This is a genomic window from Paenibacillus plantiphilus (assembly GCF_927798095.1).
GTDB classification, from domain to species: Bacteria; Bacillota; Bacilli; order Paenibacillales; family Paenibacillaceae; genus Paenibacillus_Z; species Paenibacillus_Z plantiphilus.
This window is the reverse complement of the sequence record NZ_CAKMMF010000016.1, coordinates 51,763-75,648: the sequence shown is the minus strand read 5'-3', so window position 1 is coordinate 75,648 and position 23,886 is coordinate 51,763. Positions and strand designations below refer to the sequence as shown.

Genomic DNA, 23,886 nt, shown 5'->3' with positions numbered 1-23,886 from the left:
TGGATAATGAAATGTACCGCCCCGACGCGCGCGGTGCAGGGCACTCAGTATGACAAGAGCGAGGTGAGCGATATGATCCCGATATTCAGGGATATGAAACCCGGAACGGCCCAACTAAGCGAAGGACCGCTGTCAGACCGCTTTCAGCTTAACAAGTCCTATGTGATGAGCTTGACGAATCAAAACCTGCTCCGCAGCTTCTATATGGAGGCTGGATTGTGGAGCTACAGCGGCAATGGAGGGACAACAACCGCTTCTACGACCAGTATGGAAGGCCCCGAGCATTGGCATTGGGGCTGGGAATCGGTCACCTGCGAGCTCAGAGGCCATTTCATGGGGCATTGGCTGTCGGCTGCGGCGCGCATCTACGCGCAAACGAAGGATGCGATGGTGAAGGCGAAGGCCGATACGATCGTGGCGGAGCTTGCGAAATGCCAGAAGGCCAGCGGCGGTCAATGGCTGGCGGCGTTTCCCGAATCGTTTATGAACCGGCTTGTGAACGGCAAATGGGTCTGGGCGCCGCATTATACGATTCACAAGCTGTTGATGGGACTGTTCGAAATGTACCAACTGGCGGGTAGCGAACAGGCGCTTCACATTATGAAAGGGATGGCGTCATGGTTCGACAAGTGGACCGGACATTTCTCGCGGGAGCAGCTCGATGAGCTGCTCGATATGGAAACCGGGGGGATGCTGGAGACATGGGCTGACTTATATGGTGCGACCGGCGAGGAGGCGCACAGGCTGCTGATGCTCCGATACGAGCGCCGCAGGTTGTTCGACCGGCTGCTGGCCGGGGAGGATGTGCTAAGCAACAAGCATGCCAATACGCAAATACCGGAAATATTGGGTGCGGCCCGCGTGTATGAAGTGACCGGCGACGAGCGTTTTCGTCGCATTGTAGATGCGTTCTGGAGCTGTGCCGTCACGACACGGGGCTATTTATGCACAGGCGCGGGAGACGATGGCGAGCTATGGCTGCCGCCTGAGAGGATGGCGGCCAGGCTGGGAGCGGGGCAGGAGCATTGCTGCAATTACAACATGATGAGGCTCGCCCATATGCTGCTGCGCTGGACAGGAGACAGCGCCTATGCCGACTATTGGGAGCGGCGGTTTGTGAACGGTGTGCTGGCTCATCAGCACGAGGACACGGGGATGATCTCTTATTTTCTCGGCGTCGGTCCCGGCAGCCGCAAAGTATGGGGCTCGGAAACGCAGCATTTCTGGTGCTGCCACGGCACGCTTGTGCAGGCCAACGCGGCTTACGAAACACAAATCTATATGCGGGACGCGCAGGGCATTGCCATTACGCAATGGATTCCGTCTGCCTTGACCTTCGAGCAGGACGGGGGCGAGATCGGCATTGAGATTGCGCAGGACGGGCAGCATGGCTTGTATCCGCTGAACAAATGGTCGGTCACAGGGATGAAAGCCATCACGGAGGTAGATAAGCTGCCAATTCCCGCAAGCCGTCCGGACTGCTTCAGCTATCGGGTAACAGTGTCAACGGCCAAAGCAGCGGAGTTTACGCTCAAATTGCGCCTCCCTTGGTGGATAAGCGGCAAAGCTGTTGTGACGGTAAATGGCGCAGGTCGGGATGATGTCCCCGGCGGCGCGGGGTTCTACGAGCTGCGGCGCTACTGGAGTGATGGAGATACGATCACGGTTCAGTTCCCCAAATCGCTCGTGGCCGAACCATTGCCGGGAGCGCCGGATCGGGTCGCCTTCGTCGATGGACCCGTTGTACTGGCTGGCCTGATAGAGGAAGAGCGGCAGTTGACCGGCGAAATCGGCAAGCCGGAGTCGGTATTGACACCTGATCGGGAGCGCAACCATAGCTGGTGGAATGCCGGATATTACCGGACTTATGGACAGAGCAGCAACTTCCGGTTCATTCCGCTGCATGAGATCAAGGATGAGCGGTACACGGTTTATTTTCCCGTTGTCCCGATATGATACTGCATCACCATGAAGAAGCAAATCCACAATGAAAGGCAGGATCAGCTCGTGCTAAACGATACTGAACGACAATGGCTGGAGAGCGTTATAACGAAATTGACGGCGAAGATGGATGCGGTCAGCGAGCGTTCTCGGAACAAAATTCCTTATACAACGGTTAACGGCGTGCATGACGACCGGGCGGTCGATAATACGACGGGCGCTGCGGCAGATGGCATTAACTGGTGGACGAACGGTTTTTGGGGAGGCATGTTATGGCTCATGCATCATGAAACCGGCAACGAGAAATACAAGGAGATTGCGCAAATTTCCGAAGCCAAGATGGACCGGTGCTTTGAGGAGTTTTACGGCCTGCATCATGACGTCGGATTTATGTGGCAGCCTACCAGCGTCGCGAATTACAAAGTGACCGGCAATCTGGAATCCCGGAAGCGGGCGCTCCATGCTGCAACCCTGTTGGCAGGCCGTTTCAATCTCGCGGGCGGCTTCATACGCGCATGGAACGACTTAAAGGACGAGGATACGAGAGGCTGGGCCATTATCGACTGTTTGTTGAACCTCCCTCTACTCTATTGGGCATCGGAAGAAACGGGAGATCCGCGCTTCAAGCAAATTGCGGTCAAGCATGCGGATACGGCGATATCGGCCTTTGTCCGTCCGGACGGCTCCGTCAACCATATTGTCGAGTTCGACCCTTTCAACGGAGGGGTGGTCAAGACTTACGGCGGCCAGGGCCATGAGGAAGGATCTTCCTGGACGCGCGGGCAGACGTGGGCGCTGTACGGATTCATGATGAGTTATATGCATACCGGAAAGGACGAGTATTTGCAGGCAGCGAAGCGGGTTGCGCATTATTTCATCGCCAACATACCCGAGGACGGCATCATCCCAGTCGATTTCAGGCAGCCAGAGGAGCCTCGGCTCGCGGATGATACGGCAGCAGCAATCGCTGCATGCGGGTTCATCGAAATCGCCAAGGCCGTCGGCGGACATGAAAGCCGCTCGTTCGTGTCGGCGGCGTTGAAGCTGCTGAGAACGCTGGATGAATCGCGGATCGACTGGTCGGCCGATACGGATCATATTCTGCTCTATGGTACGGGAGCCTATTTTGCCGAGACGCATCATCACGCCATTATTTACGGAGATTATTACTTCATGGAAGCGATCTTCAAGCTGAAAGGCAACGACCTTTATTTGTGGTAGACGCTAATTGCGGGGATACGAATAAGAAAGGGAGGACAAGGCTTTGAACAACAAGATACGCAACCCGATTCTGAGAGGCTTCAATCCCGATCCGTCCATTATTCGAGTAGACGGAGATTATTACATTGCTACGTCTACATTTGAATGGTTTCCCGGTGTGCAAATCCATCATTCCAGAGATCTCGTTCATTGGGAGCTTATTACCCGTCCGCTGAACCGCGTCTCTCAACTGGACCTAAGAGGAATCGGCGCTTCGCAGGGAGTTTGGGCTCCTTGCCTGACTTACCATGACGGCATCTATTACCTGGTCTATACCGTCGTTAATTCCTTTTATGTCCCGATGTACGACACCCCCAACTATCTGGTGACGGCAACGGACATCCGGGGAGAATGGTCCGAGCCGATTTATTTGAACAGCTACGGCTTCGATCCTTCGTTGTTCCATGATGACGACGGACGCAAATATATCGTCAGCATGGTCACGGATCACCGCGTAACGAAGCGGTACAAGGGGCAGCTTGTCATTCAGGAATACTCCGTGCAGGAACAGCGCATGATCGGCGAAGCGGTTACGATATATGCGAGCGCCGAGACGTTTCTCGAAGGCCCGCATATTTACAAGCGGAACGGCTATTATTATTTGTTCGCGGCGGACACGGGAACGGGCGAAGGCCACGGGCAGTCGATGCTAAGGTCGAAAAGTCTGTTCGGGCCATACGAAGCGTATGGGGGCAATTCCTTGCTGACAGCCAGGGATCATCCGGACCTGCTGCTGCAGAAATCCGGCCACGGCGATCTTGTTGAAACGGGGAATGGCGATTGGTATATGGTTCACCTCTGCGGACGGGCGCTGGAGAACCGGATGGAGAACGGCAACCGTAAATATACGCTTGGCCGGGAAACGGCTATCCAGAAGGTCGAGTGGACTGAGGACGGCTGGCTTCGGTTGGCGAATGGCACTGTTCTGCCGGATGCAGAGGTGGAAGCTCCCCATCTTCCGCCGCACCCGTTCCCGAGCAGACCGGCGCGCGACGATTTCGACAGCGAGCAGCTGGATATACATTTTCAGTCGTTGCGCATTCCGCTCGACAGCACCTTTTATTCGCTTGCGGAGAGGAAAGGGCATCTCAGACTGTACGGCCGGGAAGGGCTCGGCTCGAAATACAGGCAGAGCCTTATCGCAAGACGCTGGCAAGAACTCAAATTCACAGCAAGCACATGCCTCGAATTCGATCCGGTGAGCTTCAAGCAAATGGCCGGCTTAATCTGCCTGTACGACACGCACAATTATTATTATTTGCATGTGACGTTTCATGAGGATTTGGGACGGTGCATCAGCATTTTGTCCGCTGTCAACAATGGCTACGCGGAGCCGGCCGGGTACGTTTCTTTGCCGGATAACGCGGAGCGGATATGGCTTCGCGCTGAGGTGGATCACGATAAGCTTCAATTTTTCTATTCAACGGAAGGCGAAGAGGCGTTTGTGGGGATCGGACCGGTTCTCGACGCTAGCACGTTATCTGATGAAGCGTGCAAGGAGGGCTGGTTCACGGGGGCTCTCGTCGGCTTATGCTGCCAAGACTTGACCGGCTTCCGGAAGCATGCAGATTTCGATTATTTCGAATATAACGAGAATCCTACGGAATTATAGCTGCATGCTGCAGCGAGATCGTTATCAGCAGTAAACAAAACAGCACATGAAAAAGGAGCGTTTTCAAATGGAAATTCGTTATGCATCCCATCCGCAGCAATCCAAGAGCTTCGATACAGAGCGCTTGCGCGAGGAGTACTTGATTGCATCGTTGTTCAAGGCAGATGCTTTAACCTTGTACTATTCCCATGTAGACCGGTTTATCGTGGGCGGAGCAGTCCCTGTTCATCAGCCCGTCAAGCTTGAAGCCGATAAGCATACGATTGGCGCTGACACTTTCCTGGAACGGAGAGAGGTAGGCATTATCAATATCGGGGGCAAAGGGACGATTACGGTTGACGGTACGGTATACGAAATGGCGTCCAAAGATTGTTTGTACATCGGTTTAGGAAGCCGGGAGGTCGTGATGGCGAGCGATGATGCGCTTCAGCCTGCCAAGTTTTATTTGAATTCAACCCCGGCTCATCATGCTTATCCGACGGAAAAAGCGGCAATCAGTGAAGCGGCTCCGGTGCATTTGGGCAGTCCGGCGAACTCCAATGAGCGCACGATTTATAAATATATTCATACAGGCGGCATTCAAAGCTGCCAGCTGGTCATGGGCATGACGCTGCTGAAGCCGAACAATATGTGGAATACGATGCCTTGCCATACGCATAACCGCAGGTCGGAAGTATATCTTTACTTTGATATGAACGAGGAGAGTGTCGTTTTCCACCTCATGGGTGAGCCGCAGGAGACTCGTCATCTGGTCGTTCGAAACGAGCAAGCGGTTATTTCTCCGAGCTGGTCGATTCACAGCGGTGTAGGAACGAGCAATTACACCTTTATTTGGGGAATGGCTGGAGAGAATCAGACGTTCGAGGATATGGATGCCGTTGCTATGACAGCTCTAAAATAAAATGTAATTATTGGCAGTATTCGATTGGAGGATGAGCGGGAATGTTGTTTCGATTGGACGGGAAAGTAGCGCTTGTTACAGGCGCTTCGGGCGGTCTTGGACAAGGCATGGCGCTCGGGCTTGCGGAGGCGGGCGCCAGTATTATTGCGGTGGCTTCATCCAATTGCGATGAAACCGTTCGGCTGGTTCGGGAGGCTGGCGGCCGGATTGAACAAATATCCGCTGATCTAAGCGATGCGGACAAGCTGGAATCGGCAGTAACAGAAGCGCTGGGCATCTTCGGACGAATTGATGTGCTTGTGAATAACGCCGGGATGATTCGCCGTGCTCCTGCTGTCAGCCATGAAAGAAAAGACTGGTATGACGTCATCGATCTGAATTTGAATTCCGCCTTCTTCTTATGCCAATTGGTCGGCAGCCATATGCTGGAGCGGGGAAGCGGCAAGATCATTAACATTGCATCGATGTTATCTTACCAAGGGGGCATCAACGTCCCCGGCTATACCGCGAGCAAGCACGGGATTGCGGGCATTACGAAGGCGCTGGCGAACGAGTGGGCTTCCGGCGGCATTCAAGTAAACGCGATCGCGCCGGGATATATGACGACGAACAATACGGCGCCGATTGCAGCGGATGCCAATCGTTACAAGGCGATCACGGAACGGATCCCCGCAGGCCGCTGGGGGCTGCCGGAAGACTTGATGGGACCGGTTGTGTTCCTTGCTTCGGCTGCATCGGATTATATGAACGGCCACGTTCTAAACGTGGACGGTGGATGGATGGCGCGCTAATGGCTGGCCTTAAAGGGGAGCTGCAGCAGCTGGACGTTGTCACTTTTGGCGAGAGTATGGCATTGATGTACGCGGAGGGAGACGGTCGCGGGCTGGGCAGCGGCCGCGAGCTGGCGCAGTCGTTTGGTGGCGCGGAGAGCAATCTGGCTATCGGGCTGGCGAGGCTTGGCTGCCGCTGCGGCTGGTTCAGCATGCTTGGCGATGACCCGATGGGACGCGGGATTCTCAAGGGCATACGGGGCGAAGGGGTAGATGTCTCCCGCGCTGTCAAGACGAAAGAGGCTCCGACAGGGTTAATGCTGCGAGAATCGGCGCGCGGGAAGCTGTCCGTTTACTACTACCGCAGCGGCTCTGCCGCAAGCCGAATGACGCCTGAGCTGCTGGATGCCGAATATATTGCGAATGCCGGGATTTTGCATATTACCGGCATTACCGCCGCGCTAGGCTCATCGTGTCTGGATACGGTGCGGGAAGCGATCCGCATCGCCAAGCAAGCAGGCGTTCGCATCAGCTTCGATCCTAACCTGAGATTGAAGCTGTGGACGGTCGAGCAGGCGCGCCCGATCATTCAGGAGCTGGCGCAGTCCGCTGATTATTTCCTGCCTGGCTATGATGAGCTGGGGCTGATCTACGATACGGATGATGAGGAGACGCTGCTTGCGAACGTCAGGAGGCTGCCCGGAATGACGGTCATCAAAAGCGCAGGGAACGAAAATTGGCTCGTTCAAGGCGGGGAGCTGCATCGAAGGCCGTTTGAGCACATTAATTGGCTGGTAGACCCTGTCGGAGCCGGCGATGGATTCGCAGCAGGATTTCTGGCGGGGATCACTAAAGGCTTGTCTCCCGTTGAAGCGCTGAAGCTCGGAAGCATCGTCGGCTCGCTGGTCGTGCAGGAGCCTGGCGATTGGGAGGCTCTGCCTCTCTGGAGCGAGGTCGAGGCGATCTTAAACCGTACCGGGCATATCGAAAGATAGACGAGGACAAGATGGAAAGGAGTGTGAGACGAAGGCGATGCGGAAGTATGATCTGCTTGAACAAATAAAGGCTGCGGGCGTTGTAGCCGTCATTCGCGGCAACTCTGCGGAGGAAGCGGTTCAGCTTTCCCGGCATGCGGTGCTCGGCGGCATTCGGGTGATCGAGGTTACGATGACGACGCCCCGTGCGCTGCAAGCAATCGAGACGCTTGTGAAGGAATATCAGAGCAGCGATCCCAAGGCGGCGAATTACGCGGTGATCGGCGCGGGCACGGTGCTCGACTCCGAGACGGCGCGAGCCTGCATATTGGCGGGCGCCGAGTTCATTGTATCGCCGGCGCTTCATAAGGAAACGGTTCTGCTGTGCAACCGGTACCGGGTGCCGGTGATGCCTGGCGCGATGACGATCAAGGAGATGACAGAAGCGCTGGAGCTGGGTGTGGATGTGGTGAAATTATTTCCCGGAAATTTGTACAATCCATCCATTATCGCTGCGATACAAGGTCCGCTGCCGCAAGTAAGCTTGATGCCGACAGGCGGAGTGAACCTCTCGAATTTGAAGGATTGGCTCGCGGCCGGGGCCTTTGCGGTAGGCATCGGCTCGGACCTGACGAAGGAAGCGGTCCAACATAGTAATTATGAGCTGGTTATCGAGAAAGCGCGGGCGTATACAGAGGCGTATCAGGAAGCGAAACGGGAGTTGAGCTAGTGGCAGTCAACAGAGTAGAGTTTACCTTGCGCTGCGGCTTATAAGCTTGCAGGTTCGGAGGGCCCGTGATTTTTCATGGGCTTTTTACTTACAGCCGGCACGATCAGGGCAGCGCATAGATGCAATGCCCTGTTTGCAGTTGATTGAAACCGGTTATGGACAGCCGAACGCCAGAATAGGGACGAATGTCGAGTCATTTCCGGTTATAATAATGATACATGCAGTAAGAGGAGGGAACAGCCGGTGAGCAGATGGAAGCTGCAGTGGAACAGTGTGTTTTTCAAATTTTCCGCCTCTTTTATAGTAGTAGGGCTTATACCGTTGTTTGCGCTCAGCTACTTTTCTGTTCAAACCTTTACAGGCCATGTTGAACGGTATACGGAAAACAATTTGCGGCAGATGATTATGTACATGGGCTTTAATATCAACGCTGCTTTCAAAGAGTACAATGAAACTTCCAAGCTGATGTACAGATCTCAGAACGATATCGATCAGTCGCATCAAGTCGATGTATTAGGACAAATTAATCAAATTCCGGTTGAAGCGTTTCTGAAAACGGTATTATATAGTGATCCTTATATTAGAAGCGTTTATTTTGTTCGCGCCTCGGATCAGCAAATATTTTATCAAGGGAAAATTAATCAGGCATTTTTGCCCGATCTGCTGCCTTTGGAGCAGTGGATGCAGGTTTTAAATAAGGAGCCGAAGCAATTGGCAATCATTCCGACCCATGAAGAAACTTATTTCATGAAGTCTGAAAAGTCGGTCATCACGGTGGGACGAAATTTAATCGATACATCCGGGCTTCTCACGAATCAACCTAAGGTTGTCGGGACGTTGTTTTTTGACATCGACCCGGCGATTTTCGACCAATTTTATAAGGAACTAAATTTAGGCGAGCATGATGAAATATATATCATTAACAACGCGAACGAAGTTTTTTTCAGCAATACGGAATTGCAAGGATGGAGCGAAACAAGCAATGATATGCTTGTGTTAAGCGAAGAAATCCCATTTCTGCAAGGCAAAGTGACTGTAAACGTAAATAAGCAAAGCCTGTACAATCAAATCGGCACTACGCGGGATGCTGTGTACATCGCCATTGTGATCTGTTCGTTAGTTCTTATCATTATGGGCGGGTGGTTTTCCCGTCGGTTGGCAGGGCCGATTCGGGCGTTGACGATCCAGATGACGAAGGTTGAATCGGGCAATCTGGCCGCTAATGTCAAGGTCCGGTCCAATGATGAGCTGGGCAGGCTCGTTCATGGCTTCAATCGAATGGTGGAGCGATTGAAATCGTTTATCGATGAGGTCTATGTGGCCGAGATTAAACAAAAACAGGCAGAGCTGTATGCGTTGAAAAGTCAAATACGGCCTCATTATTTATATAATACGCTTGAGGTTATACGGATGAACGCCATCCATCATGATGCCGACGAGGTAGGCGATATGATCCTGTCCTTGTCGAAACAGCTCAAATATGTCATTGATTATGGCGAAGATTGGGTTCCGATGCATAAAGAATTGCAGCATTTGCAAGATTATTTTTATATTATTGATGTTCGGTATGAACAACGCTTTGAGCTAAAAATAGATAGCATGGATAACGTAAATATGAATTGGCACATTCTCAAACTGTCCTTGCAGCCGATTGTTGAAAACGCGATTCAGCACGGCCTTCAGCCTAAAGGGAAGGGGACCGTTGGCATTACGATAGAAAGACAAGAGGATCAGCTACTAGTGACGGTGTTTGATGATGGCATCGGAATGGACGCAGAGACAGTGGAGCGTCTTCATCGCGCGTTGGCCGATCCCGCCAAACCGACCAAAAGTGTAGGGCTCAAAAATGTGCATGAACGAATTCGTTCCGCATGCGGGGAAGAATACGGCCTTGCCATCAGCAGCAGGAAGCATGTCGGCACATCGATTCAGCTGCGATTTCCCATTAAGGAGGATAACGATGCTGCGAGTAATCTTGGCTGATGACGAACCGTGGATTATTAAAGGATTGCGCAAAATGATTGACTGGCCTTCGTACAGCATGGAAATCGTAGGACAAGCCTCGGATGGGCGAGAGCTTATGAATCTGATTGACACGCAGCGGCCGGACATTGTCATTAGCGATATTAGCATGCCCCATATGACCGGGATTGAAATTATAAAAAAAATTAAGGAAAACAATTTGCCGATCAAAGTCATCTTCATTAGCGCCTATCAGGATTTTAATTATGCCCGCGACGCGATTACTTACGGAGCCGTTGATTATATCGTTAAGCCTGTTGAGAAATCGAAGCTCGATGAGGTGTTGAATAAGACGATCGATTATTTCAATAAGCGTCAAGAGGAAGAAATACGTAAAGGAAAGCTGCAGCAGCTGGAGCATAAAAATCGGGATAAAGAGATTCAAGAAATATTGGCCTTGCTTGCAAGAGGCAAACTGTCGCCGCAAACCAATGAATATCGATTGGCGAAACAATGGATTCCGTACGAGCAGTATTGCCTTGGCATTGTCGAGTTGGATTACAGGAGCAATCGTTCCGAGAGATGGACGGATCATGAGGCGAAGCTGGTCGAATTTGCAGTAAGCAATATCCTTCAAGAGGTTGTTGTCTCTTCGGGCATCGGGCATATTTTCATGAAAAATAACCGGTATGTGTACTTAAGCAGAGAGCTAACGAAAGCGAACATTTTAGCCCGTGATATTTTGGGGAAAATCCGTTCCTTTCTGAAGCTGAATGTATCGATTGGCATATCCGCTCCGGCTGATGAGCTGTTGTCGCTTTCTGCTGCATATGGGCAAGCCGAGCAGGCGCTTGAGCGGAAATTTTTTGACGGGTTGAACGATGTATATGTGTATAAGCCTGTCGAGCAGAAGCAATCGCTTGAACAACAAATTTATAATGGTCAGCAAGAAGTGATCCGTCATCTGACAAGCAGGTTATGGAAGGAGGCGGAAGTCTCTTTGGCCGGGCTGTTTGATACGATTCGTCTGGCGTCCTATCCGAGCCGGAGTCTTACGCTTGCTGCATGCTTTTCGTCCGTCATGTCGATTATGCAAGCGTTCACGAAGACTGGGGCGCTCTCCAGCGCTGCCATTGATATGCATGAGCTTCAGAACAAGCTGGCGGAATATGAAACCTATGAAGAGCTTAAGGCGGAAATCATCCGTGTGCTGGATGAGTTTCACCTTGGTCTGGACGATCAGGCCGGCAATCAGGGGAAGCTGCTCATGGCGAAGGTTGTCCAATATATTCATGATCATTATAATGAGGAAATTACGCTGGAATCTGTCGCAAGCATCGCCTTCATGAACCCCTATTACTTTAGCAGCTTCTTCAAAAAGCATACGAAAACAAATTTCAAGCAATACGTAACCGATATTCGCATGAAAGAGGCGGTTCGCCTGCTGACGCAAACGGACAGGATGATTTATGAAATTGCCGAGCAAGTTGGATATAGCAACGCCAGACATTTCAGCGATATGTTCAAGAAGCATATGGGCAAGGTTCCGAATGATTATCGTCAAGATGCGAGAGGGTAAAGAACGTCCGTCCGGCAACATCAACAGGTGCTCCGCAGAGGAGAGGTTTTCATTATGGGCAAAGTTTGGTTGAAAATATTCGCTGCCGCCATATCGCTGACATTGATCCTATCGGCATGCGCAAGCGGCAACAAGGGGAATAATGGTTCCGGCCCTGATGGGGGCGATAACGGCAGCACCGGCATCGAGCAGAAGGAAGTTTTATTCACGATCGGTTACGCGAGTGGCGACCGGGGTACGAAAGAAGCAATAGAATATGCCATTAAAGCGTTTATGGAAGCAAATCCGGCTATCCAAATTGTAGATATAAGCGAAACAACATCGTCATCCTACCTGGATTGGTTGAAAATAAAAGATGCGGTCGGCGAATTCCCCGATCTGGTCGAAATTCGAGATACAAAAATATTTGCAGACGCAGGCAAAATTGCAGAGCTGCCGTCTGATCTGCAACGTTTATTCGAGAATCTGCCGACGGTTGACGGCAAAGCGTACAATGTGCCCATTTACACCCAAGCACCGCATGGCCTCATTTATAGCAAGCAGGCCTATGAGGCTGCGGGCATTACGAAACTGCCGCAAACCTATGACGAGTTTCTAGCGATCCAGGAAAAGCTGAAAGCATCCGGCATAACGCCGATTGCAATCGGCGGCAAAGATATCTTTCATATGGGCTTCTGGACGAATAAATTTCTGATCGATCAACTATACGCGAACGACCCGGACTGGAATTCCAAGCGTACATCCAAGCAAGTAAGCTTCACGGATGCGAATGTAGTGCAAGCCATTACAGATTATAAAGAGCTGTTTGCCAACTATGTGAATAAGGATTGGTTAAGCACAGCAGACAACCAGATTGCATCTATGCTTATTTCAGGCAAAGCCGCGCAATTGTTCTCTGGTCCATGGATGTTCGGACAAATTGAACAAGCAGACCCTGACTTTGAGTTCGGCTGGTATCCGGTTCCTGACCGGCAAGGCAAGACCAACATAGTCGGACTTCCCTCTCCGATCGGCTGGTCCTTGTCAACGGATGCCATGAAGGATGCCGACAAAACGGAAGCAATGAAAAAGTTTATTCGGTTCTTCCTTGAGCCTGAACAATATGCAAAATATCTCAAAACGACAAACGCGATTCCAACGACAAAAGAAAAAATCACCTACGAAGTAGGCGAGCAAATGCAGGAAGTATTGCGCGTCATGGCTGATCCGAATGTACACAAATCACTAGCGATTAACAACTGGTGGGGCGAGAATCAAATTCCTCCGGAATTCCGCAACTGGTTCTATAAGCTGCTGCAGGATCTCGTTATAAAAGACGGGGACGTATACGATTATATGAAGCGGGCCGACGCGGAATATGACAAACAGGTGAAAGCCATTCAACAGTGAACGCAATAATAGAAGAGGGGTTGGCAGTTTTGTTATTTCCCACCGTATTGCTGCTCCAGCCGCCGTTGCTTTCACCTCCATTGCAGCAAAAATACAGGTAACATGCCCAGTATGGACCATTTCAAGCCATTCACTTGCAAAAGTACATCAAAAAACCAGAAAAGTATCGAATGCGCTAGGTTTTGGCGATATTTAATGTATTTTTGCAGTTACTCCGTCTGTGAGCAGCTCTATTTGATGCAGGAGATGTATTTTTGCAGCTATGAGCGACTTCTTGCAGGTATAGTTGGAGTTTATTGGTCCACATCCATTGGACTTCCTCAACAACCTCGGTTATTCGACTATGGTATGTTTCTATGATGCTTCAACCGTTGCTGCCACTCCCGGTGCAAGCCATTTCCTGCAAAAGAAAACGCGTTACGGCATAGCCGCGATGGGCAGCCTGTTTAAAGGGATTGGGGGTTCATAATATAGATAAGGGGAATGTTTCTGGAGAAGCGCAAGCGCTCGCCTTTGTTCCCGGGATTCCACCATCAACAACCCCAATTCAAGAATCCCGGGAACAACAGCGATCGGAAGAAACATTCCCAACAGTGATCGGAAGAAACATTCCCTTGCCGTTATGTTCAATCCTTGTTAAAACTGTAACGCTGTCCCGTATAGTTTCCGGTTCGATTGATTTCGTAATTGCCTTCTGACAGCGCAGTCACCTGAACCCAATTGTAGCAGCCTTCACGGAATTCATAGGTCTTGCCGTCGTCCTCGTAGAGCATACACGTTGTGGCGTTGTCGCCGAAGCTGCGGAACGAAATATCGAATACTGCGTCATCGGCAACATGCTGTAGCGGCTGGGCGAGAGGCAGCAGGGTTCCGTCTTTAACGAATACCGGAATGCGCTCCAGTCCTGGCGATACGCAATAATGTTGACTGCCGGCATACGTTTCGTTCGTCCAGAAGCAGTGCCAGGTCCCCACTGGCAAATAAACGCTTCGTTCCGTTTCACCCTCAACCATTGGCGCAACCAGCATGTAATCGCCCATCATATAGGCGTCATCGATCTCATATACGTTCGGGTCATTCGGATAATCCATGACGAGCGCTCTGAACGGCGGACGCCCTTCATAATGGTAGCGCGCATACGCTGTATAGAGATACGGGATGAGCGACATGCGAATTTCGAATAAGGAGCGGCAAATATCGCGAATCTGTTCGTAGTTGTCCAGAAATTCGCCGTTAATATTTTTCTCACGGTCCACCTGCATCCATGGCGGATTCGGAATTCTCCAGCAGTTAAGCAGCGCCATCGGGGAGAACACTGTCGTTTGTATTCTCCGAATCAAGTCCTCGGCCGACTCCGCCTGACGCACCTCCGGCGACCAGAGCAGTCCTGAGAATCCGCAATTTACAACGCCGCGAATAAAAACTTTATGATCGTATAGATCACTATACAGCACGAACGGATATGGCGAAGCCAATGCTCCAGAAGAGCGGACCTGGGACAACGTTCGTACGCCCAGCGTTTCATACGGAGCGAGAATGGCCGATTGATACAGCGTTCCTAATTGATTGTGCATCTGTTCCCCATCCATGCCGGAAGGGAACTCAGTCGTATCCGGGAAAGACCAGCTGGAATGGACAAAATCAGAGCTGTCGCACTCATCGAGCTTAAAGCCGGATATTCCTTTGGCTGCGAATTCTTTAAGATGATGCTCGGAGAAAATAGTTTTCGATTCCGGCTCGGCTAAATCGGGAACAAGGCCTTCCCAAACCTCGTAATCGCCGGAAAACTCTTTCAACCCTTCGTATATTGGAGAGCTTGGATGTACGAAAACATGCTCCCACAGGTTAACGCGATAGTTCAGATCATACAATTCGCCGAGCATGGATTCGTGTTCGGGAAACCGATTGTTATCCCATACGAATGAGCAGGAATAAGCTCTGGACTGCCAGCCGGGCTCAAAGCCGAATACATCTACTGGCATTTGATCGTTCGGGAAAGTATGCGCAAGCCGCGTCACATCCTCCTTACTCGCGGCGCTATATGCCCGGTACCACATGCCCAGTCCCCATAGCGGCGGCAGACAGCCGCCTCCCGAGAACAGGTTATACCGCTGGACAGCGGCTGTCAGATCAGGACCTTCAAAAAAGTAAATATCGATTCCGCGTGCAGCAGGAATATCGATCACGACTGTGCGGTCGCCCTCGGAAACCTGATATCCGTACAGCTCAATTTCGGAAGTGCCGACCTCTTTGTTCTCAAGCTTCTTATGCTCCGAGTCGCCTTTGCGCAGGTTTGTGCCGCAGTAGAACGTTGCGTATCTGGATGTGTCCACATACACGCCATAACCGGCTGTGGAGACATAGAAGGGAACCGGAGCATGGCTGTCGCCTGTATCCGCAACGGGGTCACTGTTCACACGAAGCACCTTTTTGCGGCCTGTATGATCGACGCGGTGCAGTTGCAGCCCGAATCCGTAAATATGCTCCTCACTCTTCAGCGGAAGCTCGACCGTAATCCCGCGAGCAGTTTCTTTCGCAATAATTTGCTCATCGGAGAACGGAGCAACTCCTTCACAGTGAAGACGCTGTAATGGTTCATGGCTTATCGCTTTCTCCCGATACAGAAGCGGCGTATGCTGTTCAGGGGCGCCGTAACGATATTTCCAAATGCCGTTTAATAGGTTTTCCATGTCAAACCTCTTTTCCGAGTATAATTACAATGTGTGCTTGCAAGTAAGTTTAACGTTATTTATTATCAGTATAACGATTTATTAACCCGATAAATTGTGTTAGGGTATCAAAAAATGTTTGTCTATTATCCAACATGGAGGAACTATGAGCAAACTGTTCGAGCCCGTTAATTTAGAGCCCAATTCCGTGCTGTGGGATTACCGCATTCATATTGAGGACCATTTCAAAGGCTATTATCATTGGCATCAGTGCTGGGAGTTTCTGCTTGTCCACGAAGGAGCCGGCTCCATTGTGGTCAATCAGCAAACGTTCGAGATTAGAAGAGGCATGTTTTTTTGCTTTCAGCCGTACCAGCTTCATCAAGTTTATGCGGATGTGGCTCCTGAGCGCCCGTATATCCGTTCCATCTTTTATGCGGACCCGCGATTAATAGACAAGCAATTACAGCCGTTCCCCTATCGTAAGCTGCGGTATCATACGCTGTGCAATCGTTCAAATATAGCGCATGTGTATGATTTAGAATCCGGAGCCAGCGGAATGGAGTTCATATTTGACCAATATGAAAGGGCGCTGCAGCAGGGGAGGGGCGGGGAAGACGAGGAGCTGGCGATTTTGTTCCTGCAGATGATCAATTATTTGCCGGACAATGGATCGTTGCGCTCGGACGAGGACAAGCAGCCAAGAGGAAATCGCCCCTCCCGCTACGCCGATAAGATTATGAGCTGGGTGGAAAATCATTATCATGAAAAGTTCGATTTGGACAGGCTGGCCAAAGAGCTGCATTTATCGAGAAACTATGTATCCCGGATATTTCGCGAGGAGACCGGAACGAGCATTACAGAGTACCTGACTGCAAGAAGAGTGAAGCAAGCCTGCCGGCTGCTGGAGAAGACGGACCTGTCCGTAGAGCATATCGGCAATCAAGTAGGCTTTGATAATGCTTCCTATTTCATTAACCTGTTTAAAAAAGTGCTGGGCACGACGCCGCTGCGATATCGGAATAAACATACAACAGACTGAGCAATGAACAGCGCGAGAATAGCGGATTTGGCTAAGATGTAGACGTTCCGGTGTATAAATGATAACGATTTACGAATGAAGTTTTCGCGATGTATAATAGTTTGTGTACAATCAAATATGAGGGCTATGCATTTCAATAAGCCGTTATCGGTTTCAGAAACAACCCCGTGATCACTTTAATGTGAGAACGGGGTTGTTTTTCGGGTCTTTCGCAGGTACCTTTGTTGATCGGATGGATCGCAGGAAGATTATGTATCTCTCTGACTTTCTGCGCGCGATTACGGTGCTAGGCATTGCAGTTTGTATATTTGTGCCGGGGACAACGATTATTATTATTTTTATTCTTACGGGAGTAACCTCTTTTATCACTTTATTTCAGGCTCCAGCCTTGCAATCTTCCATTATTCACATCGTAGGCAAGCAGCATATTCAAAAAGCTTCCGGAATGCTAAGCATTGCTGATAATATTGCCCGTATTGCGGGGATGTCAATCGGCGGCATACTTGTCGCCTGGATTGGCGGCGGAGCAGCGGTTTGCATTTGCGCGGCAACTTTGCTGCTATCGGGGATTTTAGTGATGGCTGCCGGCCATTTTCCCAGTCCGATAGAGCAGAACCGTATGGAGCGTCCTCGCTTATGCTGGTGCAGGTCATGCTGGTGAAAGAATGGAATGCGACAAGCTTCCAGTTCGGTCTCTTCGAGGCATGTATCCCGATTGGTTATATCGTTGGCGCTGCAATGATTATGAAATGGGATCAGCGGTTTACAAAAAGAGGGTTGGTTATTTTAGGAGGAATGCTGCTTCTTGGCCCGGTGTTTATTAGCTTATCCTTTATCCCGTCGGCTTGGCTTGGCATGCCCCTCATTCTGGTTCACGGTTTCCTGTTCTCGTATTGCACCGTACTCGCTACCACTCTGCTGCGAATGCGGATAGACGAGCATATACAGGGGCGGGTGTTCGCTATGATCAGCTCGATCACAACGGTTGCTCCGCCGATCGGCATTGCGGTGTGTTCGTATTTGGCCGATGTGTACAGCGCCTCCAACGTACTGCTTGTAAACGGCTTGCTGCTATTGACGGCAGCGATTCTGTTCACGGTTTTTATGAAGTCTATTCGCGATGTTGCTTGATAGAAACTGGTAAAAGGGTATATAAAAGCGGCAGATCAGGCATGAAATAGCGCCTCGGTTTGCCGCTTTAATGTTTGAATAAGGCGGATTTTTGCTTCAAGCATCGGACAATGAATTTCAATATGTTCATATTAATATTTGAAAAAAAGAAAATAGTTGACAATTAACCTATTGGAAGGCAATCTAATATGCATAAGAAATTTAGCCTATAACGAGAGACAGGTGGGAAATATGAACAAAAAAACAGCTAATTTGTATGTGAGATTTACAGCCCAAAACCCGCTTCCTTTTATAGGGTTTGTTGCGCTGGCGGTGCTTTCCTTGTTTGTTCTAACGATGTCAACCAAATTAAACGTTATAAACACATATGATGGGGTGATGAACAATCAGACTATAGTTATCAGCGATCATGAAATTGCCAACATGCCAAGTAAAGTATACGTATATACGAACAGAAATGAGAAAGTATACCCTATGCAAATGACAAGTGAGGTTCAGTACGATGCCGGGAATACCATCCTATACGTCGAGGGAAGCGGGAGTGAGTCGGACTTGGGTCATGTGAAAGTTGATGTTCCTATAGGCGAGACAACCCTTTTTGAAAGGGTTTTCTTAAAAGGCGGGAAAGTTAATGGCAACTGAAAAGCTGAATTACTATACAACAATTAAGTTTTTATTCAAGTATATTGCAATGCATAAGAAAAACTACATCTTATTTTACTTCGGTTGGCTGTTTGACGCATTACTGAAAATTTTCACCCCTATTATGTTTGCGGTCATGATTGATGAGATTGTTTATTACAATAATATCGATGTTTTTTTAAAGATTAGCCTGTCATTTGTTATCATGCTGCTATTTGCATGTGTCATTCATTTTTTTTGCCAGGCTCAATATGCTTATCTGGAGATCATGTTTACGTTTGATATTAAGAAAGATGTATACAAAGCGATGCAAGCGGCTCAAGCCAACTACATGTCGGATGCCAAAACCGGCGACATCATCAATATTATTCAATCTTACAGCAACGAGTGTATGGTATTTGTCATTCGAAACATCATTCATACTATAAATAATTTGCTGTCGCTAATCGTTTATATTGCTTATATTCTGGTCATTGGTTGGCAGTTTGGGCTGTTGATGCTTGTATCGGTTCCGATTTCGATTTATATCACTTCAAAATTCGGTAGAAAAGTAAGGAACTATTCGGATGAAAAAAGGGTGAGATACGATGCTTACAACGGTTGGCTCTTTGAAATGTTTTCAGGAATACGGGATATTCGTATGCTCGGGGCAAAAAACAGAGTCAACAAGTCGTTCATCAGGCAGCAAAAGGAGCTATATCGACTAGGCATAAAAAACGGATTGCTGAGCCTGACGTCTCAAAATATTATTACGACCGTTAATTTAATGATGCATCTTTCTATATTCAGTTTATGTGCGTACATGGCCTTTAAAAATAATATGACGATTGGTATACTGACCGTCATTCTAGCTTATTTTACGGGAATAACGGAGAGAGTCCGTTTTTTGAGCGAAATTTATTTGGAGGCGCAAAACAGAATTTCGTCGATACAGCGGATTTATGATTTCATGCATTCGCCGACTGAAAAGGAGTGGAAGGGAACAGAGGAATTGCGTGTTACAAACGGAGATATAACCTTCCGCGATGTTGAGTTTGCCTATAATCAGAGAAATCAGGTTCTAAAGGGAGTGACCCTTGATATTCAAGGAGGAGAGCGTTTTGCGCTTTGCGGCAAAAGCGGCTCGGGGAAGACGACGCTTGCTTACATGCTAATCGGATTCTATCTCCCTCAACATGGAGAAATTGAAATTGATGGACAAAAGCTGTCGGAGTGCTCGTTGAAATCAATCCGCCAGAATATTGGTATTGTACAGCAGGATATACTTGTTTTTGATGGAAGCGTCAAAGAAAATTTGCTGCTCGGCAAAAAAAATGCCACAGATGAAGAAGTTATTGCCGCTTGCGAGCGTGCAGGGCTGGGCGAGTTGTTAACAACATTGCAGGACGGGATAGATACGATTATCGGAAAAAGTGGCATCGGCTTGTCTGGAGGACAAAAGCAGCGTATTGCTATCGCCCGGATTTATTTGAAAGACCCGAAAATTATTATTTTTGATGAAGCGACATCGGCACTGGATCGTGAAACGGAGGAGCAAATTCATCAAACGTGGAGTCAGATGCTGGCCGGGCGAACAGCGATAATAATCGCGCATAATCAAAGTTCGGTCATGCTGTGTGAGAAGATGGCCATTATCGACAACGGGCGTTTGGACGAGGCAGGGGTTCCAAGTGAACTGGCTAAGAAGAGCGATATTTTCAGAAGCCTCTTTGCTTTAAAAGATGCAAGGGGGGAGGAGCAAAGCGTTGCTAACTAAAAATAAATACAGGTTGATGGTTTTGTTGAAGTTGAAGCCGCTGGTTTCGGGCGTAAAGCGGTTTATCTTTATTAATTTGATTCTCAGCTTGATTGCAATCGGGCTGAATTTTATTCTTCCTTACTTCTATAAAATATTTATTGAACAGGTTATTCTGCAAGGAAAGATTACCGTATTAGGCACTGTCATTATCGGCTACTTGTCCATCCACGCCATAACTATACTAATTGACTATATAAAGAACTACGGGAACAACCGAATTGTAAACCGGGTTAATTACCGTTTGAAGCTGAAAATTTGGAGGAGGCTATTCAAGCAGGATTTTTCCGAATATGAGAGGAAGTCGGTTGGAGACACTAAAATGCGCTTTGAAGACGATGTGAACGCCATATTGCCTTTCGCCAGTTCTCAAACGATAGAATATATCATTTCGTATATTACGCTAATTATTTCTTTAGTGCTGCTGTTTTTGATTGAATGGCGGTTGGCGCTCTTTTCTCTGCTGGCTATTCCTACCACCTTTATTGTTGATCATCTGCTCAGTAAAAGAGAAATGATTCTGAATAATGAGCAGAGGGAGAACGACCAGAAAATGTCTACCTGGCTTCACGCCAGCATTCAGGGATGGAAAGAAATTAAGGCGTTGAATCTGGAGAAGAACCAGGAAATTCGTTTCGTCGGATTTATTCGCAAATATGCGCTTTATTATGCCAAATGGATCAATTATTGGACGATGCGCGCATTGATTCTCCCTAAAATACGAGATGAATTTTTCATGAAGTTCGGTCTATATTTTCTAGGAGGTCTTTTGATTATATACGAAGGATTCAAGATCAGCGACTTATTGGTATTTTCCATGTATTACGGAATGTTCTCTACCGCAATCAATACCGTATCGACAACAGACGCGGATCTTCAAACGCAAATGCCCTATATAAACCGGGTTATGGAAGAACTGGACACAGTGGAGATACATACGAAGAAGAGCGATTTTGTATTCGATGGCTCTACTACGATCACATTTGACGATGTAAGCTTCCGATACCCGAACAGCGAGAGGGCTGTCATCAATCGTTTGAGTTTTCAGGTAAACAAAGGTGAACGGGTAGCTATTACAGGAAAAAGCGGCAGCGGAAAAACGACGATACTTAAGCTGATGACTGGATTGGTACAGCCGACGGACGGGAAAGTGCTCTTCGCAGGGGTTGATTTGGCTGATGCCAATATTTTCGAATTACATGCGACAATAGGGTTTGTCATGCAGGACAATTCGCTATTCAATACTACTATCGCTGAAAATTTGCTTTTTGGCAAAGGAAATGCGACCTTCGAGGAGCTGGTTGCAGCATGCAAAAAAGCGTATATCTACGATTATATAAACAATCTGGAAGATGGGTTTGACACTATTATTGGCGAACGCGGCGTAAAGCTATCGGGAGGCCAACGGCAACGGCTCATTTTGGCCAGACTGTTTCTGCGTGAAGTGGATATATTTATTTTCGATGAAGCTACAAGCGCGCTCGATCAATACAGCGAGAGCATTATACATGATGCAATCAACAGTATACCAAAAGATAAAACGATTATCGTTGTTGCACACCGCGCCTCATCGATAAGCTTATGTGATCGGAAGATTGTGTTGGAGGAAAGTCAACCCTACTCATTGTCGAGTTAAAAGCTAGAACAACTTCTCAGTTAAACAAATAGATGCAACCTTGGAGGGCGTTAATGTCGTCTTTTGTTACAAAGGAGATGACGCTCATCATGAAGAAAATAATAGGGCTTGCATTTGCCCTCCTGCTGCTCAGTCCAATGCATGCTGCAACTACCTACGCCCTATCTTGTGTGGAATTACCGTCGGTCGACAAAGCATACGAGAGATATGATGGAATTATTGTAGGCAAGGTGGACGAGGTGTCCCGGCATGATGACCGCCATGAAGCCAAGCTAACGGTCAGCAAAAGCTATAAAGGCGTCGATAAACAAAATATTTCGATCGATGAGGACATGACATGGGGCGCGCTAAATGGACCCAGTGAAGTAGGCCAGCAATATCTTTTCTTTCTTAACAAGAAAGATGGGGGCTGGGAAAATCCTTTGTGCGCGCCGACGGTGAAAATTGCCGATGCGTCAGAGCAGCTTGCTTTTTTGAAGGATAAGGAAATTGCGTTGGATTATGAAACGGCTCCCGCTGAAATGCCTTCAAACGGCAGCGGTAAAGCAGATGATCATGCCGCAGATGATCAAGCCGCAGACAACACGGCAATAGCTGAGACGGACGATGCTTCGAGTAGATGGACGGTTATTCTAATTATCGTCATTGCGGCTGCAGCCGGGGCGATCGCTTATGGGTTCGTTCGTAAAAGAGGTTGAAATCCGGGAACAAAGGCGAACGCTGACGCTTCTACAGGTTCATTCTTCCTGCTCCGCTCCTTTGTCCGTTTCATATAGTCTGTAGAGATCTATAACACGCTGAAAAGAGAAAAGGGATGAGGCATAGTGACTCATGAAGAGGTGTTGGAAGGCGGTAATGTGAATCATATTGTCCGCAGGGCAGACACCGTTCTCCGCCCTACAGGTTATTGGAGTCCGTGTGTTCATGAACTGCTCAAGCATTTGGAGAAGCAGGGCTTTGAGGGAGCGCCAAGATTTCTCGGAATCGACGGCACTGATCGTGAAGTATTAACATTCGTCGCTGGGGAAGTTCCAGGAAACGGTTACCCTGAGCTTGAGCCTTACATGTGGTCGGATGAAGCGCTTGCCGGTTTAGCCCGTCTTTTGCGCCGTTTCCATGATGCAACTGAAGGATTCGCGCTCATAACGGAGGGCAGATGGCAGCTTAGCTATGCCGACGTTGGTCAGCATGAAGTGATCTGTCATAATGACGCTGCGTTGTACAATGTGGTTTTTCAAGAGGAGGCTCCTGTGGCGCTGATTGATTTTGACATGGCAGGCCCCGGTCCGCGCATGTGGGACATTGCGTACTCCCTTTACACATCGGTTCCGCTTGCGAGTTTTGCACCTGAGCATTCCACGGGAACTACAGTAGCGTACCAATCGGATATTCACGCTGCAGAGCGCCGTCGGCGAATTCATTTGTTTTTTGAAATGTATGGAACTCCTATCCCTAATGAACTGCGTCAGTGGATTATTCAACGATTGACTACACTGTGCGATACGTTGAGAAATGGCGCTGCCGACGGAAATGCTGCTTTTCAAAAAATGGTTGATGAGGGACACTTGGCACACTATGAGAGCGAGATTCGATTCGTAACCGATCATTGCGAAGAATGGATGTAGAATCGAATCTTGCGCGATTAGGATATATTAGTTCATTTCGCACCGCGCGCTGCTCCCAGCGCGCGGTGTTTTGCTGCATGACGGCGGTCGGTCGACCGCACATCGTCTTAAGCGATGAGACTGAATGACATTTTGCGAAGATACGATAGACTGCAAATGTAAATCTATGGTATATTATATCCCAGATGGTTATAAATTGCATATTTACCGTTTTTGGTACTTTAGCCT

Annotated in this window: 19 protein-coding genes; 18 read left to right on the top strand and 1 reads right to left on the bottom strand. The window is 48.9% G+C overall.

Translation table 11 applies throughout. The features are described from left to right. Positions 1-6: 6 nt before the first annotated feature. From L6H65_RS15040 to L6H65_RS14995, 10 genes are all read left to right on the top strand, one after another. On the top strand, positions 7-1,956 hold the full coding sequence (locus tag L6H65_RS15040; RefSeq protein WP_236343422.1) for a beta-L-arabinofuranosidase domain-containing protein: 1,950 nt from the start codon (positions 7-9) through the stop codon (positions 1,954-1,956). Positions 1,957-2,007: 51 nt separating this feature from the next. Next, on the top strand, positions 2,008-3,162 hold the full coding sequence (locus L6H65_RS15035) for an AGE family epimerase/isomerase (RefSeq protein WP_236343421.1): 1,155 nt from the start codon (positions 2,008-2,010) through the stop codon (positions 3,160-3,162). Positions 3,163-3,205: 43 nt separating this feature from the next. Then, positions 3,206-4,813: a glycoside hydrolase family 43 protein gene (locus tag L6H65_RS15030; protein WP_236343420.1), complete on the top strand. Its 1,608-nt coding sequence runs from the start codon at positions 3,206-3,208 to the stop codon at positions 4,811-4,813. A 67-nt stretch (positions 4,814-4,880) separates the two neighbouring features. Continuing rightward, the gene (kduI, locus tag L6H65_RS15025) at positions 4,881-5,714 is read left to right on the top strand and encodes a 5-dehydro-4-deoxy-D-glucuronate isomerase (protein ID WP_236343419.1); all 834 of its coding nucleotides are present in this window, start codon (positions 4,881-4,883) and stop codon (positions 5,712-5,714) included. Positions 5,715-5,755: 41 nt separating this feature from the next. Beyond that, complete coding sequence (gene kduD, locus L6H65_RS15020) at positions 5,756-6,505, top strand: 2-dehydro-3-deoxy-D-gluconate 5-dehydrogenase KduD (RefSeq protein ID WP_236343418.1); 750 nt, start codon at positions 5,756-5,758, stop codon at positions 6,503-6,505. Beyond that, a complete protein-coding gene (locus tag L6H65_RS15015) occupies positions 6,505-7,479 on the top strand; it encodes a sugar kinase (RefSeq protein WP_236343417.1) in 975 nt (324 codons plus the stop codon). Before kduD ends, L6H65_RS15015 begins: the two co-directional genes overlap by 1 nt. 37 nt (positions 7,480-7,516) lie before the next feature. Beyond that, complete coding sequence (locus L6H65_RS15010; protein WP_236343416.1) at positions 7,517-8,188, top strand: bifunctional 2-keto-4-hydroxyglutarate aldolase/2-keto-3-deoxy-6-phosphogluconate aldolase; 672 nt, start codon at positions 7,517-7,519, stop codon at positions 8,186-8,188. A gap of 243 nt (positions 8,189-8,431) precedes the next feature. Beyond that, positions 8,432-10,171 carry a sensor histidine kinase gene (locus L6H65_RS15005; RefSeq protein ID WP_236343415.1) on the top strand — a complete coding sequence of 580 codons (1,740 nt, stop codon included), beginning with the start codon at positions 8,432-8,434 and terminating at the stop codon, positions 10,169-10,171. Further along, positions 10,149-11,729: a response regulator gene (locus L6H65_RS15000; RefSeq protein ID WP_236343414.1), complete on the top strand. Its 1,581-nt coding sequence runs from the start codon at positions 10,149-10,151 to the stop codon at positions 11,727-11,729. Before L6H65_RS15005 ends, L6H65_RS15000 begins: the two co-directional genes overlap by 23 nt. A gap of 54 nt (positions 11,730-11,783) precedes the next feature. Then, entirely contained in the window at positions 11,784-13,118 is a 1,335-nt protein-coding gene (locus L6H65_RS14995; protein ID WP_236343413.1) for an ABC transporter substrate-binding protein, read from the top strand. Between the two features lie 626 nt (positions 13,119-13,744). On the opposite strand, the gene L6H65_RS14990 is transcribed toward L6H65_RS14995, so the two are convergent. Continuing rightward, a complete protein-coding gene (locus L6H65_RS14990; protein WP_236343412.1) occupies positions 13,745-15,808 on the bottom strand; it encodes a glycoside hydrolase family 31 protein in 2,064 nt (687 codons plus the stop codon). Positions 15,809-15,953: 145 nt separating this feature from the next. Here L6H65_RS14990 and L6H65_RS14985 point away from each other — a divergent pair, with 145 nt between their 5' ends. From L6H65_RS14985 to L6H65_RS14950, 8 genes are all read left to right on the top strand, one after another. After that, positions 15,954-16,829, top strand: a complete 876-nt coding sequence (locus tag L6H65_RS14985; protein ID WP_236343411.1) for an AraC family transcriptional regulator — start codon at positions 15,954-15,956, stop codon at positions 16,827-16,829. A 193-nt stretch (positions 16,830-17,022) separates the two neighbouring features. Further along, on the top strand, positions 17,023-17,490 hold the full coding sequence (locus tag L6H65_RS14980) for an MFS transporter (RefSeq protein ID WP_236343410.1): 468 nt from the start codon (positions 17,023-17,025) through the stop codon (positions 17,488-17,490). After that, the gene (locus tag L6H65_RS14975) at positions 17,466-17,960 is read left to right on the top strand and encodes an MFS transporter (RefSeq protein WP_236343409.1); all 495 of its coding nucleotides are present in this window, start codon (positions 17,466-17,468) and stop codon (positions 17,958-17,960) included. The genes L6H65_RS14980 and L6H65_RS14975 overlap by 25 nt, the downstream gene beginning before the upstream one ends. A gap of 231 nt (positions 17,961-18,191) precedes the next feature. After that, positions 18,192-18,602 carry a hypothetical protein gene (locus tag L6H65_RS14970; RefSeq protein WP_236343408.1) on the top strand — a complete coding sequence of 137 codons (411 nt, stop codon included), beginning with the start codon at positions 18,192-18,194 and terminating at the stop codon, positions 18,600-18,602. Beyond that, the gene (locus L6H65_RS14965; RefSeq protein ID WP_236343407.1) at positions 18,592-20,358 is read left to right on the top strand and encodes an ABC transporter ATP-binding protein; all 1,767 of its coding nucleotides are present in this window, start codon (positions 18,592-18,594) and stop codon (positions 20,356-20,358) included. The genes L6H65_RS14970 and L6H65_RS14965 overlap by 11 nt, the downstream gene beginning before the upstream one ends. Beyond that, on the top strand, positions 20,348-22,033 hold the full coding sequence (locus tag L6H65_RS14960; RefSeq protein WP_236343406.1) for an ABC transporter ATP-binding protein: 1,686 nt from the start codon (positions 20,348-20,350) through the stop codon (positions 22,031-22,033). The genes L6H65_RS14965 and L6H65_RS14960 overlap by 11 nt, the downstream gene beginning before the upstream one ends. 89 nt (positions 22,034-22,122) lie before the next feature. Next, positions 22,123-22,731: a hypothetical protein gene (locus tag L6H65_RS14955; protein ID WP_236343405.1), complete on the top strand. Its 609-nt coding sequence runs from the start codon at positions 22,123-22,125 to the stop codon at positions 22,729-22,731. 126 nt (positions 22,732-22,857) lie between these two features. Beyond that, positions 22,858-23,658 carry a phosphotransferase gene (locus L6H65_RS14950; RefSeq protein WP_236343404.1) on the top strand — a complete coding sequence of 267 codons (801 nt, stop codon included), beginning with the start codon at positions 22,858-22,860 and terminating at the stop codon, positions 23,656-23,658. Positions 23,659-23,886 lie beyond the last annotated feature (228 nt).

Excerpts from the sequence above, each read along its gene's own strand:
- L6H65_RS15040 (WP_236343422.1), top strand. The coding sequence starts at position 7 with ATGAAATGTACCGCCCCGACGCGCGCGGTGCAGGGCACTCAGTATGAC.
- kduI (WP_236343419.1), top strand. The coding sequence starts at position 4,881 with ATGGAAATTCGTTATGCATCCCATCCGCAGCAATCCAAGAGCTTCGAT.
- kduD (WP_236343418.1), top strand. The coding sequence starts at position 5,756 with ATGTTGTTTCGATTGGACGGGAAAGTAGCGCTTGTTACAGGCGCTTCG.
- L6H65_RS15015 (WP_236343417.1), top strand. The coding sequence starts at position 6,505 with ATGGCTGGCCTTAAAGGGGAGCTGCAGCAGCTGGACGTTGTCACTTTT.
- L6H65_RS15010 (WP_236343416.1), top strand. The coding sequence starts at position 7,517 with ATGCGGAAGTATGATCTGCTTGAACAAATAAAGGCTGCGGGCGTTGTA.
- L6H65_RS15000 (WP_236343414.1), top strand. The coding sequence starts at position 10,149 with ATGCTGCGAGTAATCTTGGCTGATGACGAACCGTGGATTATTAAAGGA.
- L6H65_RS14995 (WP_236343413.1), top strand. The coding sequence starts at position 11,784 with ATGGGCAAAGTTTGGTTGAAAATATTCGCTGCCGCCATATCGCTGACA.
- L6H65_RS14990 (WP_236343412.1), bottom strand. The coding sequence starts at position 15,808 with ATGGAAAACCTATTAAACGGCATTTGGAAATATCGTTACGGCGCCCCT.
- L6H65_RS14985 (WP_236343411.1), top strand. The coding sequence starts at position 15,954 with ATGAGCAAACTGTTCGAGCCCGTTAATTTAGAGCCCAATTCCGTGCTG.
- L6H65_RS14975 (WP_236343409.1), top strand. The coding sequence starts at position 17,466 with ATGCTGGTGCAGGTCATGCTGGTGAAAGAATGGAATGCGACAAGCTTC.
- L6H65_RS14970 (WP_236343408.1), top strand. The coding sequence starts at position 18,192 with ATGAACAAAAAAACAGCTAATTTGTATGTGAGATTTACAGCCCAAAAC.
- L6H65_RS14965 (WP_236343407.1), top strand. The coding sequence starts at position 18,592 with ATGGCAACTGAAAAGCTGAATTACTATACAACAATTAAGTTTTTATTC.
- L6H65_RS14955 (WP_236343405.1), top strand. The coding sequence starts at position 22,123 with ATGAAGAAAATAATAGGGCTTGCATTTGCCCTCCTGCTGCTCAGTCCA.